General features: G+C 60.3%; 19 protein-coding genes, 1 tRNA gene and 4 pseudogenes. 15 read left to right on the plus strand and 9 right to left on the minus strand.

Annotated elements, in window-relative coordinates; all coding sequences use genetic code 11:
* Positions 1–141 precede the first annotated feature (141 nt).
* From E4P82_RS02920 to ahr, 5 genes and pseudogenes are all read left to right on the plus strand, one after another.
* Positions 142–1,385: pseudogene (locus E4P82_RS02920) on the plus strand (multifunctional CCA addition/repair protein).
* A 352-nt stretch (positions 1,386–1,737) separates the two neighbouring features.
* Positions 1,738–1,811, plus strand: a tRNA-Met gene (locus E4P82_RS02925).
* 441 nt (positions 1,812–2,252) lie between these two features.
* Positions 2,253–3,401, plus strand: coding sequence for a slipin family protein (locus E4P82_RS02930; RefSeq protein WP_169247493.1), 1,149 nt, complete (start codon positions 2,253–2,255; stop codon positions 3,399–3,401).
* Between the two features lie 78 nt (positions 3,402–3,479).
* A complete protein-coding gene (locus E4P82_RS02935; RefSeq protein WP_169247494.1) occupies positions 3,480–4,739 on the plus strand; it encodes an MFS transporter in 1,260 nt (419 codons plus the stop codon).
* Between the two features lie 59 nt (positions 4,740–4,798).
* Positions 4,799–5,809, plus strand: coding sequence for an NADPH-dependent aldehyde reductase Ahr (ahr, locus tag E4P82_RS02940; RefSeq protein ID WP_169247495.1), 1,011 nt, complete (start codon positions 4,799–4,801; stop codon positions 5,807–5,809).
* Here the strand turns inward: ahr and E4P82_RS02945 are convergent.
* Both E4P82_RS02945 and E4P82_RS23055 read right to left on the minus strand, forming a co-directional pair.
* Positions 5,806–6,540: a 16S rRNA (uracil(1498)-N(3))-methyltransferase gene (locus tag E4P82_RS02945; protein ID WP_169247496.1), complete on the minus strand. Its 735-nt coding sequence runs from the start codon at positions 6,538–6,540 to the stop codon at positions 5,806–5,808. The two genes, ahr and E4P82_RS02945, sit on opposite strands and share 4 nt — an antisense overlap.
* Before the next feature lie 109 nt (positions 6,541–6,649).
* Positions 6,650–6,916 carry a hypothetical protein gene (locus E4P82_RS23055; protein WP_312914000.1) on the minus strand — a complete coding sequence of 89 codons (267 nt, stop codon included), beginning with the start codon at positions 6,914–6,916 and terminating at the stop codon, positions 6,650–6,652.
* Between E4P82_RS23055 and glgA the strand changes: the two genes are divergently transcribed.
* Both glgA and E4P82_RS02955 read left to right on the plus strand, forming a co-directional pair.
* The gene (gene glgA / locus E4P82_RS02950; RefSeq protein WP_312914020.1) at positions 6,848–7,996 is read left to right on the plus strand and encodes a glycogen synthase; all 1,149 of its coding nucleotides are present in this window, start codon (positions 6,848–6,850) and stop codon (positions 7,994–7,996) included. The two genes, E4P82_RS23055 and glgA, sit on opposite strands and share 69 nt — an antisense overlap.
* 200 nt (positions 7,997–8,196) lie before the next feature.
* The gene (locus E4P82_RS02955; RefSeq protein ID WP_169247497.1) at positions 8,197–8,997 is read left to right on the plus strand and encodes a DUF2189 domain-containing protein; all 801 of its coding nucleotides are present in this window, start codon (positions 8,197–8,199) and stop codon (positions 8,995–8,997) included.
* 56 nt (positions 8,998–9,053) lie between these two features.
* Here the strand turns inward: E4P82_RS02955 and E4P82_RS02960 are convergent, their stop codons facing one another.
* From E4P82_RS02960 to E4P82_RS21695, 4 genes and pseudogenes are all read right to left on the minus strand, one after another.
* Positions 9,054–9,485 carry a DUF1841 family protein gene (locus tag E4P82_RS02960; RefSeq protein ID WP_169247498.1) on the minus strand — a complete coding sequence of 144 codons (432 nt, stop codon included), beginning with the start codon at positions 9,483–9,485 and terminating at the stop codon, positions 9,054–9,056.
* Positions 9,485–10,154: pseudogene (gene nth, locus E4P82_RS02965) on the minus strand (endonuclease III). The gene E4P82_RS02960 and the pseudogene nth overlap by 1 nt, the downstream one beginning before the upstream one ends.
* Entirely contained in the window at positions 10,129–10,395 is a 267-nt protein-coding gene (locus tag E4P82_RS02970) for an META domain-containing protein (protein WP_312914022.1), read from the minus strand. The pseudogene nth and the gene E4P82_RS02970 overlap by 26 nt, the downstream one beginning before the upstream one ends.
* Entirely contained in the window at positions 10,281–10,607 is a 327-nt protein-coding gene (locus tag E4P82_RS21695) for a hypothetical protein (RefSeq protein WP_246327335.1), read from the minus strand. The genes E4P82_RS02970 and E4P82_RS21695 overlap by 115 nt, the downstream gene beginning before the upstream one ends.
* 271 nt (positions 10,608–10,878) lie before the next feature.
* Here E4P82_RS21695 and E4P82_RS02975 point away from each other — a divergent pair, with 271 nt between their 5' ends.
* From E4P82_RS02975 to E4P82_RS03010, 8 genes and pseudogenes are all read left to right on the plus strand, one after another.
* Positions 10,879–11,502 carry a DUF2934 domain-containing protein gene (locus E4P82_RS02975; protein ID WP_169247500.1) on the plus strand — a complete coding sequence of 208 codons (624 nt, stop codon included), beginning with the start codon at positions 10,879–10,881 and terminating at the stop codon, positions 11,500–11,502.
* A gap of 45 nt (positions 11,503–11,547) precedes the next feature.
* Positions 11,548–14,460 carry an ABC transporter substrate-binding protein gene (locus tag E4P82_RS02980; RefSeq protein WP_169247501.1) on the plus strand — a complete coding sequence of 971 codons (2,913 nt, stop codon included), beginning with the start codon at positions 11,548–11,550 and terminating at the stop codon, positions 14,458–14,460.
* Between the two features lie 483 nt (positions 14,461–14,943).
* Positions 14,944–15,411 carry a hypothetical protein gene (locus E4P82_RS02985; protein ID WP_169247502.1) on the plus strand — a complete coding sequence of 156 codons (468 nt, stop codon included), beginning with the start codon at positions 14,944–14,946 and terminating at the stop codon, positions 15,409–15,411.
* Between the two features lie 99 nt (positions 15,412–15,510).
* Positions 15,511–15,738: a hypothetical protein gene (locus E4P82_RS02990; RefSeq protein ID WP_169247503.1), complete on the plus strand. Its 228-nt coding sequence runs from the start codon at positions 15,511–15,513 to the stop codon at positions 15,736–15,738.
* Positions 15,739–15,930: 192 nt separating this feature from the next.
* Positions 15,931–16,152, plus strand: coding sequence for a type II toxin-antitoxin system HicB family antitoxin (locus E4P82_RS02995; protein ID WP_169247504.1), 222 nt, complete (start codon positions 15,931–15,933; stop codon positions 16,150–16,152).
* Between the two features lies 1 nt (position 16,153).
* A complete protein-coding gene (locus E4P82_RS03000) occupies positions 16,154–16,363 on the plus strand; it encodes a type II toxin-antitoxin system HicA family toxin (protein ID WP_169247541.1) in 210 nt (69 codons plus the stop codon).
* Between the two features lie 24 nt (positions 16,364–16,387).
* Positions 16,388–17,063: pseudogene (locus E4P82_RS03005) on the plus strand (MarC family protein).
* Positions 17,064–17,176: 113 nt separating this feature from the next.
* Positions 17,177–17,519: pseudogene (locus tag E4P82_RS03010) on the plus strand (low molecular weight protein tyrosine phosphatase family protein).
* A 56-nt stretch (positions 17,520–17,575) separates the two neighbouring features.
* On the opposite strand, the gene E4P82_RS03015 reads toward E4P82_RS03010, so the two are convergent.
* From E4P82_RS03015 to rsxD, 3 genes are read right to left on the minus strand one after another with little or no spacing between them, the layout of a single operon-like run.
* Positions 17,576–18,265 (minus strand): electron transport complex subunit E, encoded by a 690-nt coding sequence (locus E4P82_RS03015; RefSeq protein ID WP_169247505.1) that lies wholly within the window; start codon positions 18,263–18,265, stop codon positions 17,576–17,578.
* Positions 18,266–18,310: 45 nt separating this feature from the next.
* On the minus strand, positions 18,311–18,970 hold the full coding sequence (rsxG, locus tag E4P82_RS03020) for an electron transport complex subunit RsxG (protein WP_246327326.1): 660 nt from the start codon (positions 18,968–18,970) through the stop codon (positions 18,311–18,313).
* Positions 18,967–19,998 (minus strand): electron transport complex subunit RsxD, encoded by a 1,032-nt coding sequence (gene rsxD / locus E4P82_RS03025; protein ID WP_169247506.1) that lies wholly within the window; start codon positions 19,996–19,998, stop codon positions 18,967–18,969. The genes rsxG and rsxD overlap by 4 nt, the downstream gene beginning before the upstream one ends.
* Between the last annotated feature and the right edge of the window lie 3 nt (positions 19,999–20,001).

Consider the following 20,001-nt stretch of genomic DNA (forward strand, 5'->3'; position numbering starts at 1 on the left):
AGAGTATCGATCGTATCGTTCGCGGCCGCATTGCATTTCCGAAAATTCGCCGGGCCAGCGGACCACAAAACCCGCATGACGGCCCATCAGGTATCATGACAACTGTCCAACATGATCGAACAAGCGATGCGCATGAACAACGTGGAAATTTATCTGGTCGGCGGCGCGGTGCGCGACGAGTTGTTAAAGCTGCCGGTCCGGGAACGCGACTGGGTGGTGATCGGCGCCACGCCGGACGCATTGCTGGCGCGCGGCTTCCGGCCGGTCGGCAAGGATTTTCCGGTGTTCCTGCACCCGGACACCCACGAGGAGTATGCACTGGCCCGCACCGAGCGCAAGACCGCGCCCGGTTATCACGGTTTCAGCGTTCATGCCGCGCCGGAGGTCACGCTGGAGGACGATCTCCGGCGTCGCGATCTGACCATTAACGCCATGGCTCGCGACGCTGACGGCCACCTGATCGACCCTTACCACGCGCCCGCGATCTCGAAGCCCGCTGGTTGCGCCACGTCTCGCCGGCTTTCGCCGAGGACCCGGTGCGGATTCTCCGCGTCGCCCGTTTCAGCGCCCGCTACGCGCCGCTGGGCTTTCGGGTCGCGCCGGAAACCCTGGACCTGATGCGGGCCATGGTCGCCAATGGCGAAGTCGATCATCTGGTGCCGGAGCGGGTCTGGACGGAAACAGCGCGCGCCCTGAGCGAATCGCGGTCGGAGCGCTTTTTCGAAACCCTGCGCGACTGCGGCGCACTGGCGCGAATCTTTCCTGAACTGGACCGGCTGTTCGGCGTTCCCCAACCTCCCGTCCATCACCCCGAGATCGACACCGGTATTCATACCTTGATGGCGCTGGCCCAAGCTGCACGGTTGGGGGCGGACATGGTCACCCGCTTCGCCGTGCTAGTCCACGATCTCGGCAAGGGCACCACCCCGCCCGAGGAATGGCCTCATCATCATGGTCATGAACAGCGCAGCGCCGATCTGGTCCAGTCGTTCTGCCAGCGCTTGCGGATTCCGCATCTGTATCGCGAACTAGCTGTGGCGACCGCTCGCTACCATACGCATTGCCATCGCGCGCTGGAGTTGCGTCCGCAAACCCTGCTCAAGACCTTGCTGGGTTTGGACGCCCTGCGCAAACCGCAACGCTTCGAACAGTTCCTCCTGGCCTGCGAAGCCGATGCACGCGGCCGGCTGGGACTGGAAAACCGAGACTATCCGCAGGCCGACCTGCTGCGCCAGGTTCACCAGGCCGCCGCCGCCGTACAGGCGCGACCGCTGGTGCAACAGGGTTTGAGCGGACTGGCGCTAGCCGAGGCGCTGCGGCGGGAACGGCTGGCGGCGGTCACCGAGGCGCGGCGGGCCTTTGAAACTTGTCAACGCAATGCTTGACCGGAGTTTTTTTCCGGCTATAATCCGCCACCCTATGAACCAGAAACTTCGTAATCCCCATTTCTCATCCATCGCCGACCGGCGTTTGCCGGCCCCGCGCGGTTGCGCGCCAGCGGTGGACCCGACGTAGACCCCACGAGATTCAGCTCGAAGGGTTCGCGCCAGGCAACCCTTCGAGCGGGAACATAAAGAACCCCGGTCGGCGGTGCGCCTTCCGGGGTTTCGTTTTTTTCGTAACCAGTTCGAAGCAGCCCCACCGCCGCACAGCGGTACCGGTTCCGAATGCCGGTCCGGCGCGCTCAGGCTAACCATCGCACGGCGTGTATCGGGCAGTGGTGGGACTTCGAAGCGAGGAAATGTAGCTCAGTGGGTAGAGCAGCTGACTCATCATCAGCCGGTCGAGGGTTCGACTCCCTCCTTTTCACTGGATAAAGCCCTGTCACGGCTTGCGGTTCGAATCCGCCCATCCTCGCAGTACCCAGGGACCGCCCCGGCGGGCGGTCGCCGCTCCGACGCTTCGGCAAGGGAACGGTGATCGACCCGCAACGACCGCGTGATCTTGCGCAATGGGCTACGGACCGACGCCGATCATCGGCCAGCCGGTTGCGATGACAAATCAGGATGATGCGTCTCGCCGCTGGTCCGCCGATGATCCGCTCGGTCCGCCCCATGGCCCGTCATGCGGGCGTGGGGCGCTCCCACTTTCTTCAACCTGAATTTCATGCAACCGGCAGGAGCCTCGACACGATGACCTTTTGAACTTCGGCGGTGGCGGACCGGATTCGGTGCCGATAGCAACACGCCACGCTCACCCGCCGGATGCGGCGGAACAGGAAGACTGAGAATATACCCACAAGGAGAATCAACATGTTGGGATTCCAACGAATCGTCATTGCCCAAAACGAGCGTGGGCTTCACCTGTACGACCGCCGGCTGGCGGCCATTCTGGAACCGGGAGTCTACCGCTGGTTCGATCCGCTGCGCCGCCACGAGGTACAGCGTTACGACCTGAGCGTGGCCGAGTTCGATCACCCGTGGCTGGATGTACTACTACGGACCGAACCGGCTTTGGTGGCACGACACTTCCAGGTCGTGGAAACCGGCGAACATCAGGTCGGCCTGATTTACAAGAACGGCCGCCTGGCAGGCGTGTTGCCGCCGGCGACCCGGCAGGCGTACTGGCGCGGTCCGGTCGAGGTCAAGGTGGAGCTGCTGGACATCGGTAGCGATTACGCCCTGTCGCGGGCACACGCCGCACTGCTGGCGCGACCCTCGGCCACGCTGGCCAAGACCCTGAACGGCTTCACTCTGGCCGCCGAGGTCGAAGACCAGCACATCGGTCTGCTGCTGGTGGATGGCGAACTGGTCCGCACCCTGCCACCCGGTCTGCACGCCTTCTGGCGCTTCAACCGGTCGGTCAAGGTGGAAACCGTGGATCTGCGTTTACAGACCGTGGAAGTCTCCGGCCAGGAAATCCTGACCAAGGATAAGGTCAGCCTGCGGGTCAACCTGTCGGCGGTCTACCGCATCGCCGACCCGGTCAAGGCGCGCGGCGACCTGGGCAACATCGCCGAGTACCTGTATCGGACCTTGCAGTTCGGTTTGCGGCAGGCGATCGGCACCCAGCCACTGGATGGCCTGCTCGGCGACAAGGACCAACTGGATCGGGTCGTGCGGAACTACGTGGCGGAACGGGTCGAACCGCACGGGCTGGCGCTGGAAACCGTCGGCATCAAGGACGTGATCCTGCCCGGTGAGATGAAGGATATTCTCAACCAGGTGGTGACCGCCGAAAAGGCGGCACAGGCCAACGTCATCCGCCGGCGCGAGGAAGTCGCCGCCACCCGCTCGCTGCTCAACACGGCGAAGCTGATGGAAGAGAACCCGATTCTGTTGCGCCTGAAGGAACTGGAGGCGCTGGAGAAGGTGGTCGATAAGGTCGAACGGCTGACCGTGTTCGGCGGCCTGGATGGCGTGTTGCGCGATACGGTGCGCATCGACCTACCGACTCATTGAGGGATGCTTCCCTTACCCATGCCCCTCTCCCTCAGCCGGGAGAGGGGCCTTAATTCCACCGCCAAAAGTTGAACTTGCATGTCCGGCACCATCGCCATGCTGTTATTGGGCCTGGGCACCTTGCTGGTGGGAAACGGCCTGCTGGGGACTCTACTGGGCATCCGGGCACGGCTGGAAGGTTTTACCAACACCGCCATCGGCGCATTGATGGCGGCCTATTTCCTGGGCTATGTCATGGGCACCTTTCTGGTGCCGGCGTTCATTCGCCGGGTGGGTCATATTCGCAGCTTTGCGGCTCTGGCGGCGATCGGCTCGGCATCCGTGCTGTGCTATGGATTGATAGTCCATCCGTTGGTCTGGGCGGCGCTGCGCGTGATCACCGGCATTGCGGTCGTCGGCGTCTACACGGTGGTGGAAAGCTGGCTCAACGAACAGTCCTCACCCCATACGCGCGGCCGCATCTTCGCCATCTACATGATGGTGACGCTGGCTAGCCTGGCCGCTGGACAATACCTGATCCTGACCGGCGACACTGGCGCTCTGACACTTTTCGCCGTTGCATCCATGCTGTTCACCTTGGGACTGGTGCCCATCGCCGCCACCCGCATCCATGCTCCGCAACCACTGGCGACCCCGCCGGTGCGCCTGACTCGTCTGTTCTGGCTGGCGCCGCTGGCCGCCGGCGGCGCGTTCATCGCCGGCATCGTCAGCGGCGCTTTCTGGAGCCTGGGCGCCGTATTCGCGCAACGGGTGGGATTGTCGGAGGAAAGCATTGCCTTGTTCATGAGCGCCACCATTATCGGCGGCGCACTGCTGCAATGGCCGATCGGTCGATTGTCCGATCATTACAGCCGGCGCTTCATGCTGACTCTGGTCAGCTTCGCCGCCGCCCTGGTCGCGTTGCTGGTGCTGCGGGTCATGTATGCGTCGCTGGTGGCGCTGACCGCCTGCGCTTTCTTGTACGGCGGCCTGATGTTTTCGATCTACAGCCTGAGCGTGGCGCATATGAACGACCGTTTGAGCGCCCCCGGTGATGTGCTGGACGCCACTCGCGGCTTGTTGCTGATCTTCGGCATGGGTTCGATTGCCGGTCCGGCGATCGGCGGCCCGCTGATGGACGGGTTTGGACCCGGCACCCTCCCCGCCTACTCCGCGACCGTACTCGGTCTATTGGGCCTGTTTGGGTTGCTGCGCTTGATCTGGGCCGTGCCGATTCCGCTGATCGAGCAAGGCCGGTTCGTGCCGATGGTACGTACCACACCCGTGGTCCTGAAAATGCTGCCGCGGACTGACACTCAAACGGAACTGGACCTGCCGTCGTCGTCTAAGCATCTTTGAAAGCGATCACCATTGCCCTCTCCATTCGAAACGTCGTTCACACTTTCGGAGGACCTCCCATGATTCGAGCCTATGCCGCCCATGAAGCCAAGGGCAAACTCACTCCCTTCGAGTACGATCCGGGCGAACTGAAGCCGGATCAGGTCGAGATCGACGTCATCGCCTGCGGCGTCTGCCATTCCGATCTCTCCATGCTGCACAACGATTGGCATAACAGCAGCTATCCACTGGTGCCGGGTCATGAAGTCGTCGGCACCATCGCCCAAATCGGCAACCACGTCACCCACCTCAAGGTCGGTGACACGGTCGGCCTGGGCTGGTTCAGCGGCAGTTGCATGACCTGCGACCAGTGCATGGGCGGCGACCACAACCTGTGCCCCAGCGGCGAGCAAACCATCGTCGGCCGCCACGGCGGGTTTGCCAACAAGGTGCGTTGCAACGCCGAGTGGGCCACCCTGTTACCGCCTGGCCTGGATATAAAGAAGGCAGGGCCCTTGTTCTGCGGCGGCATCACCGTGTTCAATCCCATCGTCCAATTTGACGTAAAACCCACCGACCGGGTCGGCGTGGTCGGCATCGGCGGGCTGGGTCACTTGGCCATTCAGTTCCTGAATAAATGGGGTTGCGAAGTAACGGCCTTCACCTCCAGCGATTCCAAGCGGAACGAAGCCTTGGGCATGGGCGCGCATCAGGTCGTCAATTCCCGCGACGACGGACAACTTGACAAGATCGCCGGTTCGCTGGATTTCGTCCTCTCAACCGTCAACGTCGATCTGAACTGGCCGGCCTTTCTGAACGTTCTCAGGCCGAAAGGACGACTGCATACGGTCGGAGCGGTCCTGTCTCCGATCCCGGTCGCCGCTTTTTCCCTCATCGGTGGGCAAAAGAGCCTCTCGGGTTCTCCACTCGGTTCGCCAGCCACCGTCCGCAAAATGCTGGATTTCTGCGCCCGGCATCAAATTGCGCCCGTGACCGAACACTTCCCGATGAGCCAGGTCAACGAGGCGCTGGCGCATCTGGAAGCCGGCAAGGCCCGTTATCGGATCGTGCTCGAAAACGACTTTGCCTAATCCCAATCACCCCACAGCGCTTGCACCGCCGCCAGCGCCGCCACGCCGGCGGTTTCGGTCCGCAAGACGCGCGGTCCCAGACGGACGCCGCTGAATCCCGCCGTCCGCGCCTGGGCGATTTCCGCCGGACTCAAGCCGCCCTCGGGACCGATCAGCAACGTGATCGCCCCTGTGGGCGGATCCAGATCACGCAAGCCTTGTTCCGCCAAGGGATCGAGCAACAAGTATGGACCCGGCGCCATCGGCGACGTCAACCAGGCGGCCAGCGCCAAGGGCTCCCGCAATTCCGGTAATCGGTTGCGACCACATTGCTCGCAGGCGCCGATCACGATGCCTCGCCAATGCTGGATCTTGCGCGACAAGCGCTCGCCGGACAGACCGACTCCGCCGCGTTCCGCAAACAACGGCTGGATCGCGGCGACGCCCAATTCCACCGCCTTTTGCACCGTGTGATCCATCTTCTCACCGCGCGAGACGCCTTGCGCCAACACGATCCGCAGCGGAGGCTCCGCCTCCTCGGGCAGCGCTTCCGCCACCCGCGCCCATGCCTCCCGTTTGCCGACCTCGCCCAGCGTCGCCGCGAACGCCTCGCCTTCGCCGTCGAACAACACCAGCGGCGCGCCGGGCTTGAGTCGCAAGACGCGCACGGCGTGGTTGAACGCATGCTCGTTTAGCGGCACGGTCGCACTGGTCACTAGCGACATGGGCAGATAAAATCGGGGAACGCGCATTCGATCCGACCTTGCGGGTTTATCGTTAGCCTGAAGTTTACGCCTTGCGAGCAAGCTGTTGGCGTTCCGAATCCCGCCCGCAACCGCCGCCGATCACGACACCGCCCTTTCAAAAACCGTGCTGGGCTTGGCATAATTCACCGTCAAACTCGTTCCGACCAAACGCACCGTCGGAATCCCTCCAATTTCCGCCGCCCGCCCGACCAAGGGAGCACAACAACAATGCGTGTCCTGCTGACCACCAACGAATACCCCCCCCCACGTTTACCGGCGCGCCGGCGTTCACGTCGAATATCTGTCGCGCGAGCTGGCCAAGCTGACCCCAGTCGAGGTGCGGAGTTTTCACGACCAAACGGTCGACGAAGGTCAGTTGCATGTACGTGGCATCAAGATGGATACCACCCACTTCGCCGGTTGTCCGCAATCCTTCGTCTCGCCGCTCAAGGCCCTGAGCACCTGTCTGGCCTTTGTAGGTCAGGGGCTCGGCGACGATCTGGACGGCTGCGCCGAGATCATCCACTGCCACACCTGGTACGCCCACTTCAGCGGTATCCTTGCCAAGATCCTCTACAACATCCCGATGGTGATCACCGTCCATTCGCTGGAACCGTTGCGCCCCTGGAAACGCGACCAACTCGGCCACGGTTACGATCTCTCATGCTGGATCGAGAAAACCGCGCTGGAAATGGCCGATGCCATCATCGCCGTTTCGCGCAGCACCCGCGACGATATCCTGCGTCTATTCGACGTCGAACCGACCCGGGTGGTGGTGATCCCTAACGGCATCGACACCGAGGAATACCATCCGGTTCACGAACCCGAAACTCTCGCTCAGCTCGGCATCGACCCCGATCGCCCCTTCGTGCTGTTCGTCGGTCGAATCACCCGGCAAAAGGGGCTGTACTACCTGCTGCAAGCCATCCCGCGACTCGATCCGAAACTGCAAGTGGTGTTATGCGCCGGCGATGCCGATACCCTGAGCATGCAGCGCGAGATCGAGGAAATCGTGCAGGAATTGCAAGCCCAGCGCTCCGGCATCGTCTGGATTCCCAAAATGCTGCCGCGTTCGGCCACCATCGCGCTGTACTCGCATGCCACCATCTTCTGCTGCCCCTCGATCTACGAGCCATTCGGCATCATCAATCTGGAAGCCATGGCCTGCGGCACGCCGGTGGTGGGCAGCGCGACCGGCGGGATCTGCGAGGTGGTGGTCGAGGGCGAAACCGGCTTGCTGGTGGACCCGCACCTGTCGCCCGCGCCGCCGCACGATCCCGTCGCTCCCGCCAAGTTCGAACGCGGGCTGGCTGACGCCATCAACCGTCTCGCCAACGACCCGGAGCTACTGCAACGCATGGGTCAGGCGGGCCGCGAGCGGGTCGAACGGCACTATAGCTGGCGCAGCATCGCCCAGCAGACTTACGATCTTTACCGCCGGCTGCGCCCGCAGCGGAGCTAGCCCGAGCCGGCGGTTCCACGCGGTTTCCCGACCTTCCCAGTCCCAGGGGCTCCACCGAGCCCCTGTTCCATTGTTGCAACTCTTTTGCCTTCATATAGTCTTTGCTGTATGGAACCACAGCCGCGATATGTGGCGCCATCCACGCTTGAACCTAATAACAACTCATTGTTTTGCATTGCAACATCATTGAGGAGGATTTGATGGTGACTTCCATTCCCGTTGTCGAAAGTTCCCTGACCACACCCCGGGTACGCCTCGTCTCGTTCGACCAGCCTTGGGAGTGGCTCGCCGCCGGCTGGAAGGACCTGTGGCGGGCACCCGTCGCCAGTATCCCTTACGGCTTGCTGTTCGTGGTCATGGGCTATGTCCTGGTCTACCTGGTCGAGTCGAGCTTCCAGTACGCGCTGGCGCTGACCACCGGCTTCCTGCTGGCGGGTCCGTTCCTGGCCATGGGTTTGTACGATATCAGCCGCCGCCTGGAAGCCGGCCAACCGGCGACCTTGGGCCGCGCACTGACGGCTTGGCGGCGCAACGTGCTGCCGATCGCGCTGTTCGGCATCCTGATCGGCATCCTCATGATCATTTGGGCTCGGCTATCGACGCTGCTGTTCGCCTTGATCATCGCGGGCCAAAGCACGACCCTCGACACCTCGACCGCGCAACTGTTTTTCTCGGGCAGCGGCCTGACCTTTCTGATCGTCTTCACCTTGGTGGGCGCGGTCATCGCCGCCGCCGTGTTCACGATCAGCGTGGTGTCGATTCCGATGATGCTGGATCGGAAAGTCGATTTCATCACCGCCGTGTTGACCAGCATTACCGCCGTGAAAGCCAATCCGGCGCCCATGGCCTTGTGGGCGGGGCTGATCGTGATCTTCACCGGCATCGGACTGGTCACCTTCTATCTCGGTCTGGCCGTCACCCTGCCGCTGATCGGTCACGCCAGTTGGCACGCCTACAAGGATCTGGTCGAGGATAACGATCTCGAACAACAACCGCTGTAACCCTTCGCAACCATGAAAAACGCCAGCCGATGCTGGCGTTTTTTCATGCGCGACCATCAGGTTTTCCGTGCCAGTCGCCGCAATCGTTCCAGGTAAACCCGTTCGTCCGGTTCGCCGCCGCCACGCTGCGCCTCCCACAAGGTTTCGCCCAGACATTCCATCATCAGATGTTCGGCGGCGTGGCTGTCCAGCCGCCGACAAAGCCGCTGGTGAACCGCGAGAATGCCGGCCGGGCGGTCGCCACCCAGTTGCTCCCGAATCGCGATGTGCATGCCCATGTGCAGGAAGGGGTTGGTTTGCCCCATCTCCGGGGTGTAGTCGCGCGACAGGGCGCTCTCGCCGCCGGCCAATACCGGCTGATATTCGGGATGCTCGCGGATCACCTCGGCGATGAGGCGTTCCAGCGGTTCCAGCGGCTGATCGGAGCCGGCTTTTTCCCACACCGTGCGGTAGTAGCGACGCAGGCCGTCGCGGTCGCTGCCGAACATCAATTCACCTCGCTCTTGTCGGGATAGGCACAGAGATCGCGGATCGGGCAGGCCCAACACCGCGGCTTGCGGGCGGTGCAGACATAGCGGCCATGCAGGATCAGCCAGTGATGGGCGTCGTGCCTGAACTCCTCCGGCGTCGCGGCCAGCAAGCCTTCTTCCACGGCCCGCACGGTTTTGCCCGGCGCCAGTCCGGTGCGGTTGGCGACCCGGAAGATATGCGTATCGACCGCGATGGTCGGTTCGCCGAAGGCGGTGTTGAGGATGACGTTGGCGGTCTTGCGGCCGACACCCGGCAACGCCTCCAGCGCCGCCCGGTCGCGCGGCACCTCGCCATCGTACCGTTCCAGCAACAACGCGCAGGTTTTGAGAATGTTGGCGGCTTTGCCGTTGTACAGGCCGATGGTCTTGATGTGCGCCTTCAATGCCGCCTCACCCAAATCCAGCAACGCTCGTGGAGTATTGGCGAGCGGAAACAGCCGGGCGGTGGCCTCGTTGACTTTTTTTATCGGTGGATTGCGCCGACAGGATCACCGCCACCAGCAATTCGAACGGGCTGAGATAACGCAGTTCGGTGGTCGGCTTTGGGCAGGCGGCTTGCAGGCGGCTGAAGAGTAGATGAACTTGCGCGGCCTCCACCCCTTCACCTCGGCATCGGCTCGAACTCATAGACGCCGCCGTCCGCCATCAGCGACAGATAGAGCCGCCCGCCCCGGAACAGATAGGAGCGCACGTCGCCCAAGCCACGGATGAAGCGATCGGACAAGGACTTCGACGGGCACATCACCCGCGTGGTTACCAGCCGACCGAAGCGCAGTTGGCCCGGCGCTGGCTCGGACCAGCTACCCTGACCGCGATTGCAATCCGCCCGCAGCTCGACCCGCCCGTCCGCCGCAGAAGCATGGTGTATTTCGAGCGCTCGTCCGGCGTATAGACCCGATCGTCCATCATCAGAATCCTGACCAGACGCCACGAGGTACCGGCCAGACCATCGCCCGCCGTGGAATCCGCCGGCCGAGTGTCGTCCATCGTCCCGTGATCGGGCGCGCTCGAACACGCCACAGACAGCGCCAACCAAGGGAAAAACACCAGCATGAAAACCATCGCCACTCGATTTCTCATCGGTATTTCCTCGCATGTTCGCCCAGATTGCGTTCCGCTCGAACCCTCCGCTCGGTTCAAGCACCGTTCCATCGGAAGATAGCAAACTCGCCCGATCCGCCGGCAATTTTTATACGGGATTTACCCGTCAAATATTACTTCCCAATAGAGGGTGCCGTTGCCATCAGCTAAAGTTGTGAGGGTAACCGCTCGGGCCTCAACCGCCTCGTTGACCTGTTGGCGAGGCCGATTGATCCCATGTAGACCGACAACGAACAGGCGTATCAGGCTCATGGAAAACGATCTAGAACAAGAAATTCACAACCTTGCTTATCATATCTGGCAATCGGCTGGCAACGAGGTCGGCCGTGCTCTCGATTTCTGGTTGATGGCGGAACGGATGGTCATTGAGCTGGCGGCCGACTCGGCCCGGCTGGCGAATACCACCGCGACCTCGGCCTGGGAAGCAACGACTAATTGGCCCTCGGCCTTGCGCAGCCTTTATTTCTACCGTATCCGCGATCTCGCTCGCCAAATGTGGCTGGCCAGCAACGAGCGGCAAGAGCGTTCGCTGGATTACTGGCTTGCCGCCGAAAAACACCTGCGACTCCTCATGCATTCCACGCTGCGCGCCGCCGGCGCCAGCATCGGCAAGGAGGAAGCCCTGGCCAAGACCTTCGAGGCATTTTCGCCGGCGGATTACCTGGAGCAAATCCGCAAGACGGCCTACCAGCTTTGGGAGGCGGCGGGACGCCAGTACGGTTCGGCGCTCGATTTCTGGCTGGCGGCGGAAGAAAAGACCCTGGAGTCGGCGGGCGCAAGCGCGACGACCGCCACCGCCAACAGTGCCAATCCCCCCGTGCAAGCCAGCCCGGCCCCAACAAAGTCGCGACGACGTTCGTCCAAGCAGAAATAGGAACGCATTCAGATCGAACCAATCCCCTGGGTTTCCTTCCGGTCATTGCCGCGCAAGACGCTGTTCGTCGCCGTGTTTGCGGCGATGTTCGTGCTGGTCGTGGCGCTACTGTTGTGGCGGTTCAGCGCTTCGCTGGCCGGCCTGTCTTCGCGTCAAGTATCCCTGGAAGCGGAACCGATCAGGATCGCCGTCGCCAATGCCTTCAGCGGACCCAATGCGCCTTCCGGCATCGCCATGCTGCGCGGCGCTCAACTGCTGGCCGACAAAATCAACGCCGAAGGCGGTATCCACGGCCATCCACTCGTTCTTCAACCGTTCGACGATCGGCGTAACGCCGAACAAGCCGAGAAAGTCGCCGAACAGATCGGCACCAGCAAGGATATCGTCGCCGTGATCGGCCACGGTTCCAGCACCGCTTCCCGCGCCGCCGGCAATCTATACCGACTGTACAAGGTACCCGCCGTCACGCCGACCTCGACCAACCCCAACGTGACCCTGTTCAACCCTTGGTATTTCCGGGTCATTTTCAACGATGACCTGCAAGCAAACATTCTCGCCCACTACATCAGATCGGTGCTGAATGATTCCTCCATAGCCGTGGTGCATCTGGAGGATCTCTACGCCACCACCTTGAACCGGACTTTCACACTGACGGCGGATGCCATCGGATTGCGCATCCGCCACCAGATCGCGCTGCCCAGCCAACCCAGCCCGGAAGACATCGAGACGGCGGCGACGCTGCTGGCGGCGGACGGTAAGACCCAGGCCATCCTGCTGATCCTGCGTCCGCCGCAAGCCAAGCCCCTGGTGCAGGCGCTGCGCAAGCGCGGCGTCAAAGCCCAGTTGCTCGGCACCGATTCGCTGGCGCTGGCCGGCTTTGCCGCCGAGCAGGATGAAGCGCCGATGGCCGACCTGGACCCTCCCCCGCATTTCACCGACGGCATGTACATCGCCGCGCCGTTCATCCCGGATACGGCGACGGCGGCGGCCCGGCAGTTTCTCGACGATTACGCGGCGATCTACCGGGAAGATCCGATCTGGAGCGCCATTTACGCCTACGACAGCGCGCTGGCCATCGCCGAAGCCCTGCGACGCTTGCCCAGCGTCGACTTGGACGATGTGCCCGGCCTACGCAACGCCGTGCGCGAGCAGCTCGCGGTCATGAATACTCCGGCGCGTGCCGTGTCGAGTCTGATGGGGCCGCTGTATTTCGATGCGGAGGGCGACGCGATTCGGCCCATCTACATCGCTCGCGCCAAAGACGGGCACATCACCCCCGCCACCCGGCAGTTGCGACTGGTCAAAGACCCGGAATTGATCAGCACCCTGCGGGCACAGGGCGAGAACATCATCGATCTAGGCAACAGCTTGTTGCAGATCGTGCAGGTGGTCTACACCGGCATCCATTTGAACAAGCTGCACGCCATCGACGAAAAAGCACGCACCTTTCAAGCCGATTTCGATTTGTGGTTCCGCTTTAGCGGCGAATTGGATACCGAGAACATCGTGTTTCCCAATGCCGTCACCCTCCTTCGGCTGGCAAAGCCCCTTGTCGCTCGGGAGCTGCTGGGGGAACAGTATCGCGCGTTCCGGGTACAGGGCACCTTCCGTTACACCACCACGCACCGCAATCTGATCGACGGCAACGAAGATTTCATGATCCAGTTCCGCCATGCCCACCTCGACCACAGCCGGCTGGTGTTCGTGACCGACAGTCGGAACATGGGCTTGAGCGAGGGCCGCAGCGGTTGGGGCCGAATCCTGCGGGCGGAACAGGTGTTGGCGGCGGATTCGGGCTGGGTGATCAGGGACGCGACCGTGTATCAGGAAATCCATAATCGCAGTACCCTCGGCGATCCTTTGTTTCCGATGATCGCGCTGCCGTATTCCTATTTTTACGCCAACATTCAGGGGCACCATGGCGAAGTTTCCCTGCAGCGCCAGCTTGCCCGATTCTTACCGGATCGCTTCAGTTGGCCATGGTTCCTCTTTTTCGGCGCGCTGTTCCTGATTACCTGGACACCCTGGCTGCAACACCGCTATCCGGTGCCGATGGCCTTGGTGCGCCTAGTGGCCAGCGCCTGCCTGCTGTATCTGCTGGAAAACCTGTTCAACGCGCTGTATGCCGAACGCCTGGAACTCTACCAACTCGAATTGATGCTGCTGTTCTTCAAGAGTCTGTGGTGGCTGCTGCCGGCGCTGTTCGTGGTGGCCCTGTTGCCCCCACTGGTCTGGCGTCCCATCGAGCGGCGAACCCGCTATCCGGTGCCGAACGTCGCTCGAACCTTCGTCAATCTGGTGGTGTTCGGTGTTGCCGGCGTGTGCATTCTGGCGTTCGTGTTCGAACGACCACTGACCACGATCTTGGCGGCTTCCGGGTTATTGACGTTGATTCTGGGTATCGCCCTGCAGAATCTGATTCTCGATGCATTCAGCGGTTTGGTGTTGAATCTGGAGCAACCCTTCGCTTTGTCGCAATGGATCGGTATCGCCACCCGCTGGCATGGTCGCCAGTTCGGCCGGGTCGAGGAACTGAACTGGCGCACCACCCGCCTCTGGACCCGGGACAATAACCTGGTGGTCATCCCCAATAGCATCATCAGCAATGCGGCAATCACCAATTATTCCCGCCCCACCTATCCCAGCCGGATGGAAATTCCGGTGGTGCTGGAGTTTTCCGTGCCGGTCGAACGTGCCCAGCAAGTATTGGAGGAAAGCGCCCGCCAAGCCGTGATGACCGGGGCGGTGCTGGGAGAACAGCCGATTCGCGCCGTGGTCGATACGCTGGAAAGTTATGGGGTTCGCTACAAGATTCAGGTGTACCATCATCCCGAGATCGTTTCGCCGGAGGTGGTGAAGACCGCCGTGAATCGGGCGGTGATGACACGCCTCCAGACGGAAGGACTGAAAGTGGCCGTACCGTTGGAACCTCTGGTAATACGACGAAGAACAGATTGAAAGCGTGGCTTCGATGTTACACCATTTTCCGGAGCCTGACACGTAGCGCTTGATCCTGCCCAACCGGCTTGCTCAATGCGGATACCGTCATGTTTCAGAAATGACGCTTTCGATAAACCGATTATAGTTATTGCTAGAATGCAACTTATTAGATTTAACAATGAGTTGGCGTTGATTTATCATAACTATACGTCGAATTTGACGTAAAATAAGGCGTCATTTATGAGGTCTACTTCTTGTTCATCGGCGCTACGCGCCGATGAACGGCCGCGAGTTGTTCCCAATAGCGGGTTCTCGGCGCGCAGCGCCGTCGAACCCTCATTGGAGCGTCACCCCTTCGGGGCGACTTCGTCGTCCCGTACTCACGTCCCCGCCGCCCATCACCGCCCGGAAAAACTCCAGCGTTTTTTCGGCGAGGCGGTGGCTCCGCTCAGTGCGGGATGACGCTCAACTCGCGCCCGTTATGTGTAAAAAGGAAGTCACATGACCATCCATCAATTCGAACTCTTCGCTGATTATTTTCAGCTGTACTTGATGGATGACAGTGCAAACGACGACACCTCCGAGATTTGGTCAGATTCGGCTTTGGAGGCAAAGCTAGCCGTCTCTTCAAACACACTTGCCGTAGGTACTTTTCGAAATGTCGATGTAAATGTCGAAGTGGAGGTTCTCGAAAAGGAGCCTAGTATCGATCTCGAAGGCTGGGATCACGCGTCTATAGGCTATATCGATCTCCCAACAGGAAGATGCGCAGTTTTCGGGTGTACTGATTACCTGTCAGATGCAAAGCGTATCGAATTACCGAAAGGCTCTTATGCTGCATTGTCGTTAGCGAAAGGTCTCGATTCAATCGAAACTGAATGGGAAGAGGCGGATGATTTCTATAAGGTTATCTTGTGGCCATCAAAAGTCAGAGAGTTGAAAATACTCAAACGCTATGAAAACACATAACAAGGCGTTCAAGGCGCTCGCTATGCTCGCTGGGACGCCCAGTTAAGCGGCGCCTCACAACCTGCTAACCATCTGCTTTTAGCATACAGAGGACTGAATGTGAACTGGACATCTATCGCAATTGGCGCGGCTGCAATTGGGTTCGGTCTGTTCGCCGCCTACGCTCGCCACTTCGCCCCACATCTGGTGAGCAAACTCGGCCACATGCAGCAGCAATATGGCAACACGGCCGGCTACGTTGTTCATTTTGTTGCTTACTCACTTATCCCGATTGTGATCGGTGCCACCGCACTCTACATGGGATTTCACGGAAGGTCGTTTTTATGATCACATCACCGTCTAACCAGCCGCCCCATCAAACGCTTCGCCCTAGCGCGCTCGGCTCGGGTGAGCGCCGCTCATCACCGCCGGAGAAACTCCAGTGTTTCTCGGCGAGGCGGTGGCTTCGCTCCGTGCGGGATGACCCTCAACTCGCGCCCGTTAGGCAGACAAAGAATGAACCTTAGAGAAGCAAAAAAGATGAACAGACGGCTAACTATAATTATAGAAAAGGAGGATGATGGTTATGTTGCACTGTGCCCCGAAGTAGATATAGCAAGCCAAGGAGACTCTATTCTTGAGGCGAAAGATAATTTGAGAGAAGCCCTAGAACTCTTTTTCGAAACTGCTTCAGCACAGGAAATCAGCGCGCGATTACGCAAAGAAGTCTATATAACGCAATTAGAGGTGGCAGTTAGTTAAGCTGAAGGCCTTACCCGGAAAAGAAGTCTATGTGATCCTTGAAAACCACGGATTCAATAAAACGCGCCAACGTGGAAGCTACATAGTAATGCAAAAGCAGGTTCCAGGAAATACTATCACAGTTCTGGTTCCCGATCACAAAGAAATTCGGATAGGAACATTGTTGTCGATAATTCGCCAGTCCGGGCTTAGTCGCTCAGAGTTCGAGTAAAGAAAAAAAGAGGTGATAAAAATCGTGGATTCCTTCATCAATCATGCTTTCACGGTATTTATGGGATTTTTCGCCATCATGAATCCCATTGCCAACACGCCGGTATTTCTAGGGCTCACTGCTGAAGATGACCCCAACGTCAGGCGTAAGATTGCCGCCAAGGCACTATTCTTAAGCCTCGTTATCATTATCATTTTCTCAGCCGCAGGCAAGTTGATATTCGATCTATTCGGAATTACCCTGTCGTCCTTTCGTATCATGGGTGGAATCCTGGTCGCCCTGGTCGGCTACCACATGCTTCAAGGAGGCGAACACTCCCCGATTCAACATCCCAGTCAGGAGGACAAGCAAAAATGCTTGGACGACAAATTGGAGATCGCCATCACACCACTCGCCATGCCGATCCTAGCAGGACCCGGCACGATTGCCACCGCCATGAACTTCGCATCGGCCGGCGGGGTATCGGAATTTATCGTAACGGTCGGGGCTTTCTTCGTGCTCTGCGTCATCAGTTATGTGTTTTTTTGTTTCTGGTGAACGCTTCGTCAATTACATCGGACACAATGGCATAAAGGTCGTTACACGACTAATGGGCCTGATTCTCGCCGTAATCGGTGTGCAAATGCTGATTCTCGGTGTCGGTGGGGCTGTCAACGAGTTCCATAAGATCGGGGGGTGGTTGAAGCGTAAGCCAGAATAATCTTATGCTGAATTACGGATGATTAGATGAGCCGCTGCAAACCAGGAAACGGGCGGAGCTGTTGATTTTCTTGCCATATATATCAACTTTCCGCAGCACTACTTTGGATCCAAATGAATTTATTATTTGTATGCAGTGAAAACAGATTGCGCAGCCCAACCGGCGAAGAGGTATTTTCCAATTACGAAAGTATCTCCGCAATTGGCTGCGGAACAAACGCGGATTCGAAAACGCCCGTCAGCGGTGATCTCATTGAGTGGGCGGATATTATCTTTGTTATGGAGCGTAGCCACCGCAACAAGGTCTCAAAAAAAGTTCAAGGATCTACTCAAAGGAAAGAAATTGGTTTGTTTGGATATTCCCGATGAGTATGATCGAATGGATCCAATCCTGGTAAGATTGTTGGAAAGCAGGGTAATGAAACACCTGCCGCCATCGATACGTAAAAATTCATAATCAAGCCATCAGGCCGAAGCCGCACAAAACGCGGCTCCGCTGATGGCAACGTTCCTTCAGACACCCGCTTCGTGCAACACGCCCACCGGCCTGGCTTCAGCCCGGCGCTTGGCGCGGGCGTCGAGCACATTCTTGACGGCGATCAGGCAACCCAGACCGATGAACGCCCCCGGTGGCAGAATCGCCAACAGAAAGCCGCGATAATCATCGATCAGATGCAGGGTCAAACCTTTGCCAAATTCTCCGAACAGCAAATCGGCCTGTGCGAACAGCGTCCCCTGCCCCACCGCCTCCCGCAGCGCACCCAACAGTACCAGCGCCAGCAGAAACCCCAAGCCAGTGGCGATCCCATCCACCGCCGCCTTCGCCACGCCGTTCTTGAACGCGAACGCCTCGGCGCGGCCGATCACGCAGCAGTTGGTAACGATCAGCGGGATAAAAATACCCAGTACGGTGTAGAGCCCCGGCAAAAAGGCATGCATCGCCAGTTCCACGGCAGTCACCACACAGGCAATCACCATGACGAACACCGGAATTCGCACCTCCGGCCGCACCAGATTGCGGATCAGCGACACCGCCATGTTGGAGGTCAGCAGCACCAAGGTGGTCGCCAGACCGAGTCCCAGACCGTTGACCACCGAACTCGACACCGCCAGCAGTGGGCATAAACCCAGCAGCGCCACGAAGCCCGTGTTCTGGGTCCACATGCCGTCCTTGAGAATCTTCCCATAACTCGTTTCGCTCATGATCGCTCCTCTCGCACAGATCGCCCTCGCGCCCTCGGATTCTTTTCAGGGGCGGGAAGACTGGCCGGCCGTCTTCGCACCAACCGCCGGGGCAAACAATTGTTCGTGGTGGGTCTGGACATACTCCAGAAACTTATGGGTAGCCTTGACCACCGCGCGCGGGGTAATGGTCGCGCCGGTGAACTGGTCGAACACGCCACCATCCTTTTTGACTTTCCATTTTTCCGGCGTCGGATCGGTCAGCGAGCGGCCCGCAAACGCCAGGATCCACGATGAACGTTTCTCGTCGATGGCGTCACCCAGACCCGGCGTTTCCTTGTGCGCCAGCACTCGCACTCCGGCCAGGGTTCCGTCAGCATACACCCCGACCAGCAACTGGATCGGCCCACTGTACCCGTCCGGCGCGGTGGGCGTGGCGAACAGCGCCACCGGCTGGCCGTCGCGACGGGCTCGGTAAACGGCCACCGGCTGATCGGTGCCCAACCACTCCGGCGCCACCACCTCGATACGGTCATCGATCACATGGTTATCGTAGCGTTCGGCCGGCACCAACCGATTCAGGCTCGCTTCTAGCGCCGCTCGGTTGGCTGCGGCGATGATGTCCTTGGTGCCGCTATGGGTCACAGCGACCAGTCCGGTGCCAACCACGGCGAAGCTGGTCAGGATCAGGGCGGCGATCCCCATGCTACGCACAATGGTTTTCATCGACCCCGTGCTCCAAACACCCGAGGTTGGGTATACAGATCGATGGTGGGCGCGGCGATGTTCATCAGCAGCACGGCAAACGCTACCCCGTCGGGATAACCGCCAAACGCCCGGATGACGTAGACCAGCACGCCGATTCCGGCTCCGTAAATCAGTCGGCCGCGCGGCGTGGTGCTGGCCGTGACCGGGTCGGTGGCGATGAAGAAAGCGCCGAAGATCGCCGCGCCGCTCCAGACGTGAAACCAGGGCGGTGCGTAGCGTTGCGGGTCCACCAAGTAGAACACGGTGGCGATCGCCGCCAATCCGCCCAGCATCCCGGCCGGAATCCGCCAGTCGGCGGCACGGATGTAAACCAACCACAGCCCACCAGCCAGAAAACCCAGTGCCGCCCATTCCCAGCCGCTGCCGGACACGATCCCGAACACCGGGCTGTTGCGGATCTCGGTCACCGTCAATCCCAGACCCAATTGGGTGCGCAACACATCGAGCGGCGTCGCGCCGGTCAGTCCGTCCACAACCAGGCGTCCCGCGCCGCCGAACACGATCTCCAGCGTTTCCGGCAAACCCAGTACGTGCGCCTGCCCAACCCCGTGGGGAATCGGCCAAGTGCTCATCTCGCGTGGAAACGAGATCAGCAGCACCACGTAGCCGACCATGGCCGGATTGAAGGGGTTATAGCCCAAGCCGCCGTAGAGATGCTTGGCGACCACGATGGCGAAGGCGACGCCCAGGGCGGTCAACCACCACGGCGCCAGCGACGGCAGCGCCGCCGCCAGCAGCCAGGCGGTGACCACGGCGCTACAGTCGCCCAGATGCAAGGCCAGCGGCTTGCCGCGCGCCGCCAGCATCAGCGTTTCCGCCACCAGCGCCACCACGGTGGCCAGCGTCAGATTGACCAGCACGCCCCAACCGAAAAACCAGGCCAGCGCCGCGATGCCGGGCGCCATCGCATACAACACCCGGCGCATCACTTGACCGACGCCGGTTTCGCGTAGGATATGCGGAGAAGTCGCGGTCTTGAAACGCATCGC

The organism is Candidatus Competibacter phosphatis (assembly GCF_012939995.1).
GTDB classification, from domain to species: Bacteria; Pseudomonadota; Gammaproteobacteria; order Competibacterales; family Competibacteraceae; genus Competibacter; species Competibacter phosphatis.

What these genes read in the sequence shown, in the direction of transcription:
- E4P82_RS02985 (WP_169247502.1), top strand. Translation starts at nt 14,944, where the DNA reads ATGACCATCCATCAATTCGAACTCTTCGCTGATTATTTTCAGCTGTAC.
- E4P82_RS02935 (WP_169247494.1), top strand. Translation starts at nt 3,480, where the DNA reads ATGTCCGGCACCATCGCCATGCTGTTATTGGGCCTGGGCACCTTGCTG.
- ahr (WP_169247495.1), top strand. Translation starts at nt 4,799, where the DNA reads ATGATTCGAGCCTATGCCGCCCATGAAGCCAAGGGCAAACTCACTCCC.
- E4P82_RS02955 (WP_169247497.1), top strand. Translation starts at nt 8,197, where the DNA reads ATGGTGACTTCCATTCCCGTTGTCGAAAGTTCCCTGACCACACCCCGG.
- E4P82_RS02995 (WP_169247504.1), top strand. Translation starts at nt 15,931, where the DNA reads ATGAACAGACGGCTAACTATAATTATAGAAAAGGAGGATGATGGTTAT.
- rsxG (WP_246327326.1), bottom strand. Translation starts at nt 18,970, where the DNA reads ATGAAAACCATTGTGCGTAGCATGGGGATCGCCGCCCTGATCCTGACC.
- E4P82_RS02930 (WP_169247493.1), top strand. Translation starts at nt 2,253, where the DNA reads ATGTTGGGATTCCAACGAATCGTCATTGCCCAAAACGAGCGTGGGCTT.
- E4P82_RS02975 (WP_169247500.1), top strand. Translation starts at nt 10,879, where the DNA reads ATGGAAAACGATCTAGAACAAGAAATTCACAACCTTGCTTATCATATC.
- E4P82_RS03015 (WP_169247505.1), bottom strand. Translation starts at nt 18,265, where the DNA reads ATGAGCGAAACGAGTTATGGGAAGATTCTCAAGGACGGCATGTGGACC.
- E4P82_RS21695 (WP_246327335.1), bottom strand. Translation starts at nt 10,607, where the DNA reads ATGAGAAATCGAGTGGCGATGGTTTTCATGCTGGTGTTTTTCCCTTGG.
- E4P82_RS02945 (WP_169247496.1), bottom strand. Translation starts at nt 6,540, where the DNA reads ATGCGCGTTCCCCGATTTTATCTGCCCATGTCGCTAGTGACCAGTGCG.
- rsxD (WP_169247506.1), bottom strand. Translation starts at nt 19,998, where the DNA reads ATGCGTTTCAAGACCGCGACTTCTCCGCATATCCTACGCGAAACCGGC.
- E4P82_RS23055 (WP_312914000.1), bottom strand. Translation starts at nt 6,916, where the DNA reads ATGCAACTGACCTTCGTCGACCGTTTGGTCGTGAAAACTCCGCACCTC.
- E4P82_RS02960 (WP_169247498.1), bottom strand. Translation starts at nt 9,485, where the DNA reads ATGTTCGGCAGCGACCGCGACGGCCTGCGTCGCTACTACCGCACGGTG.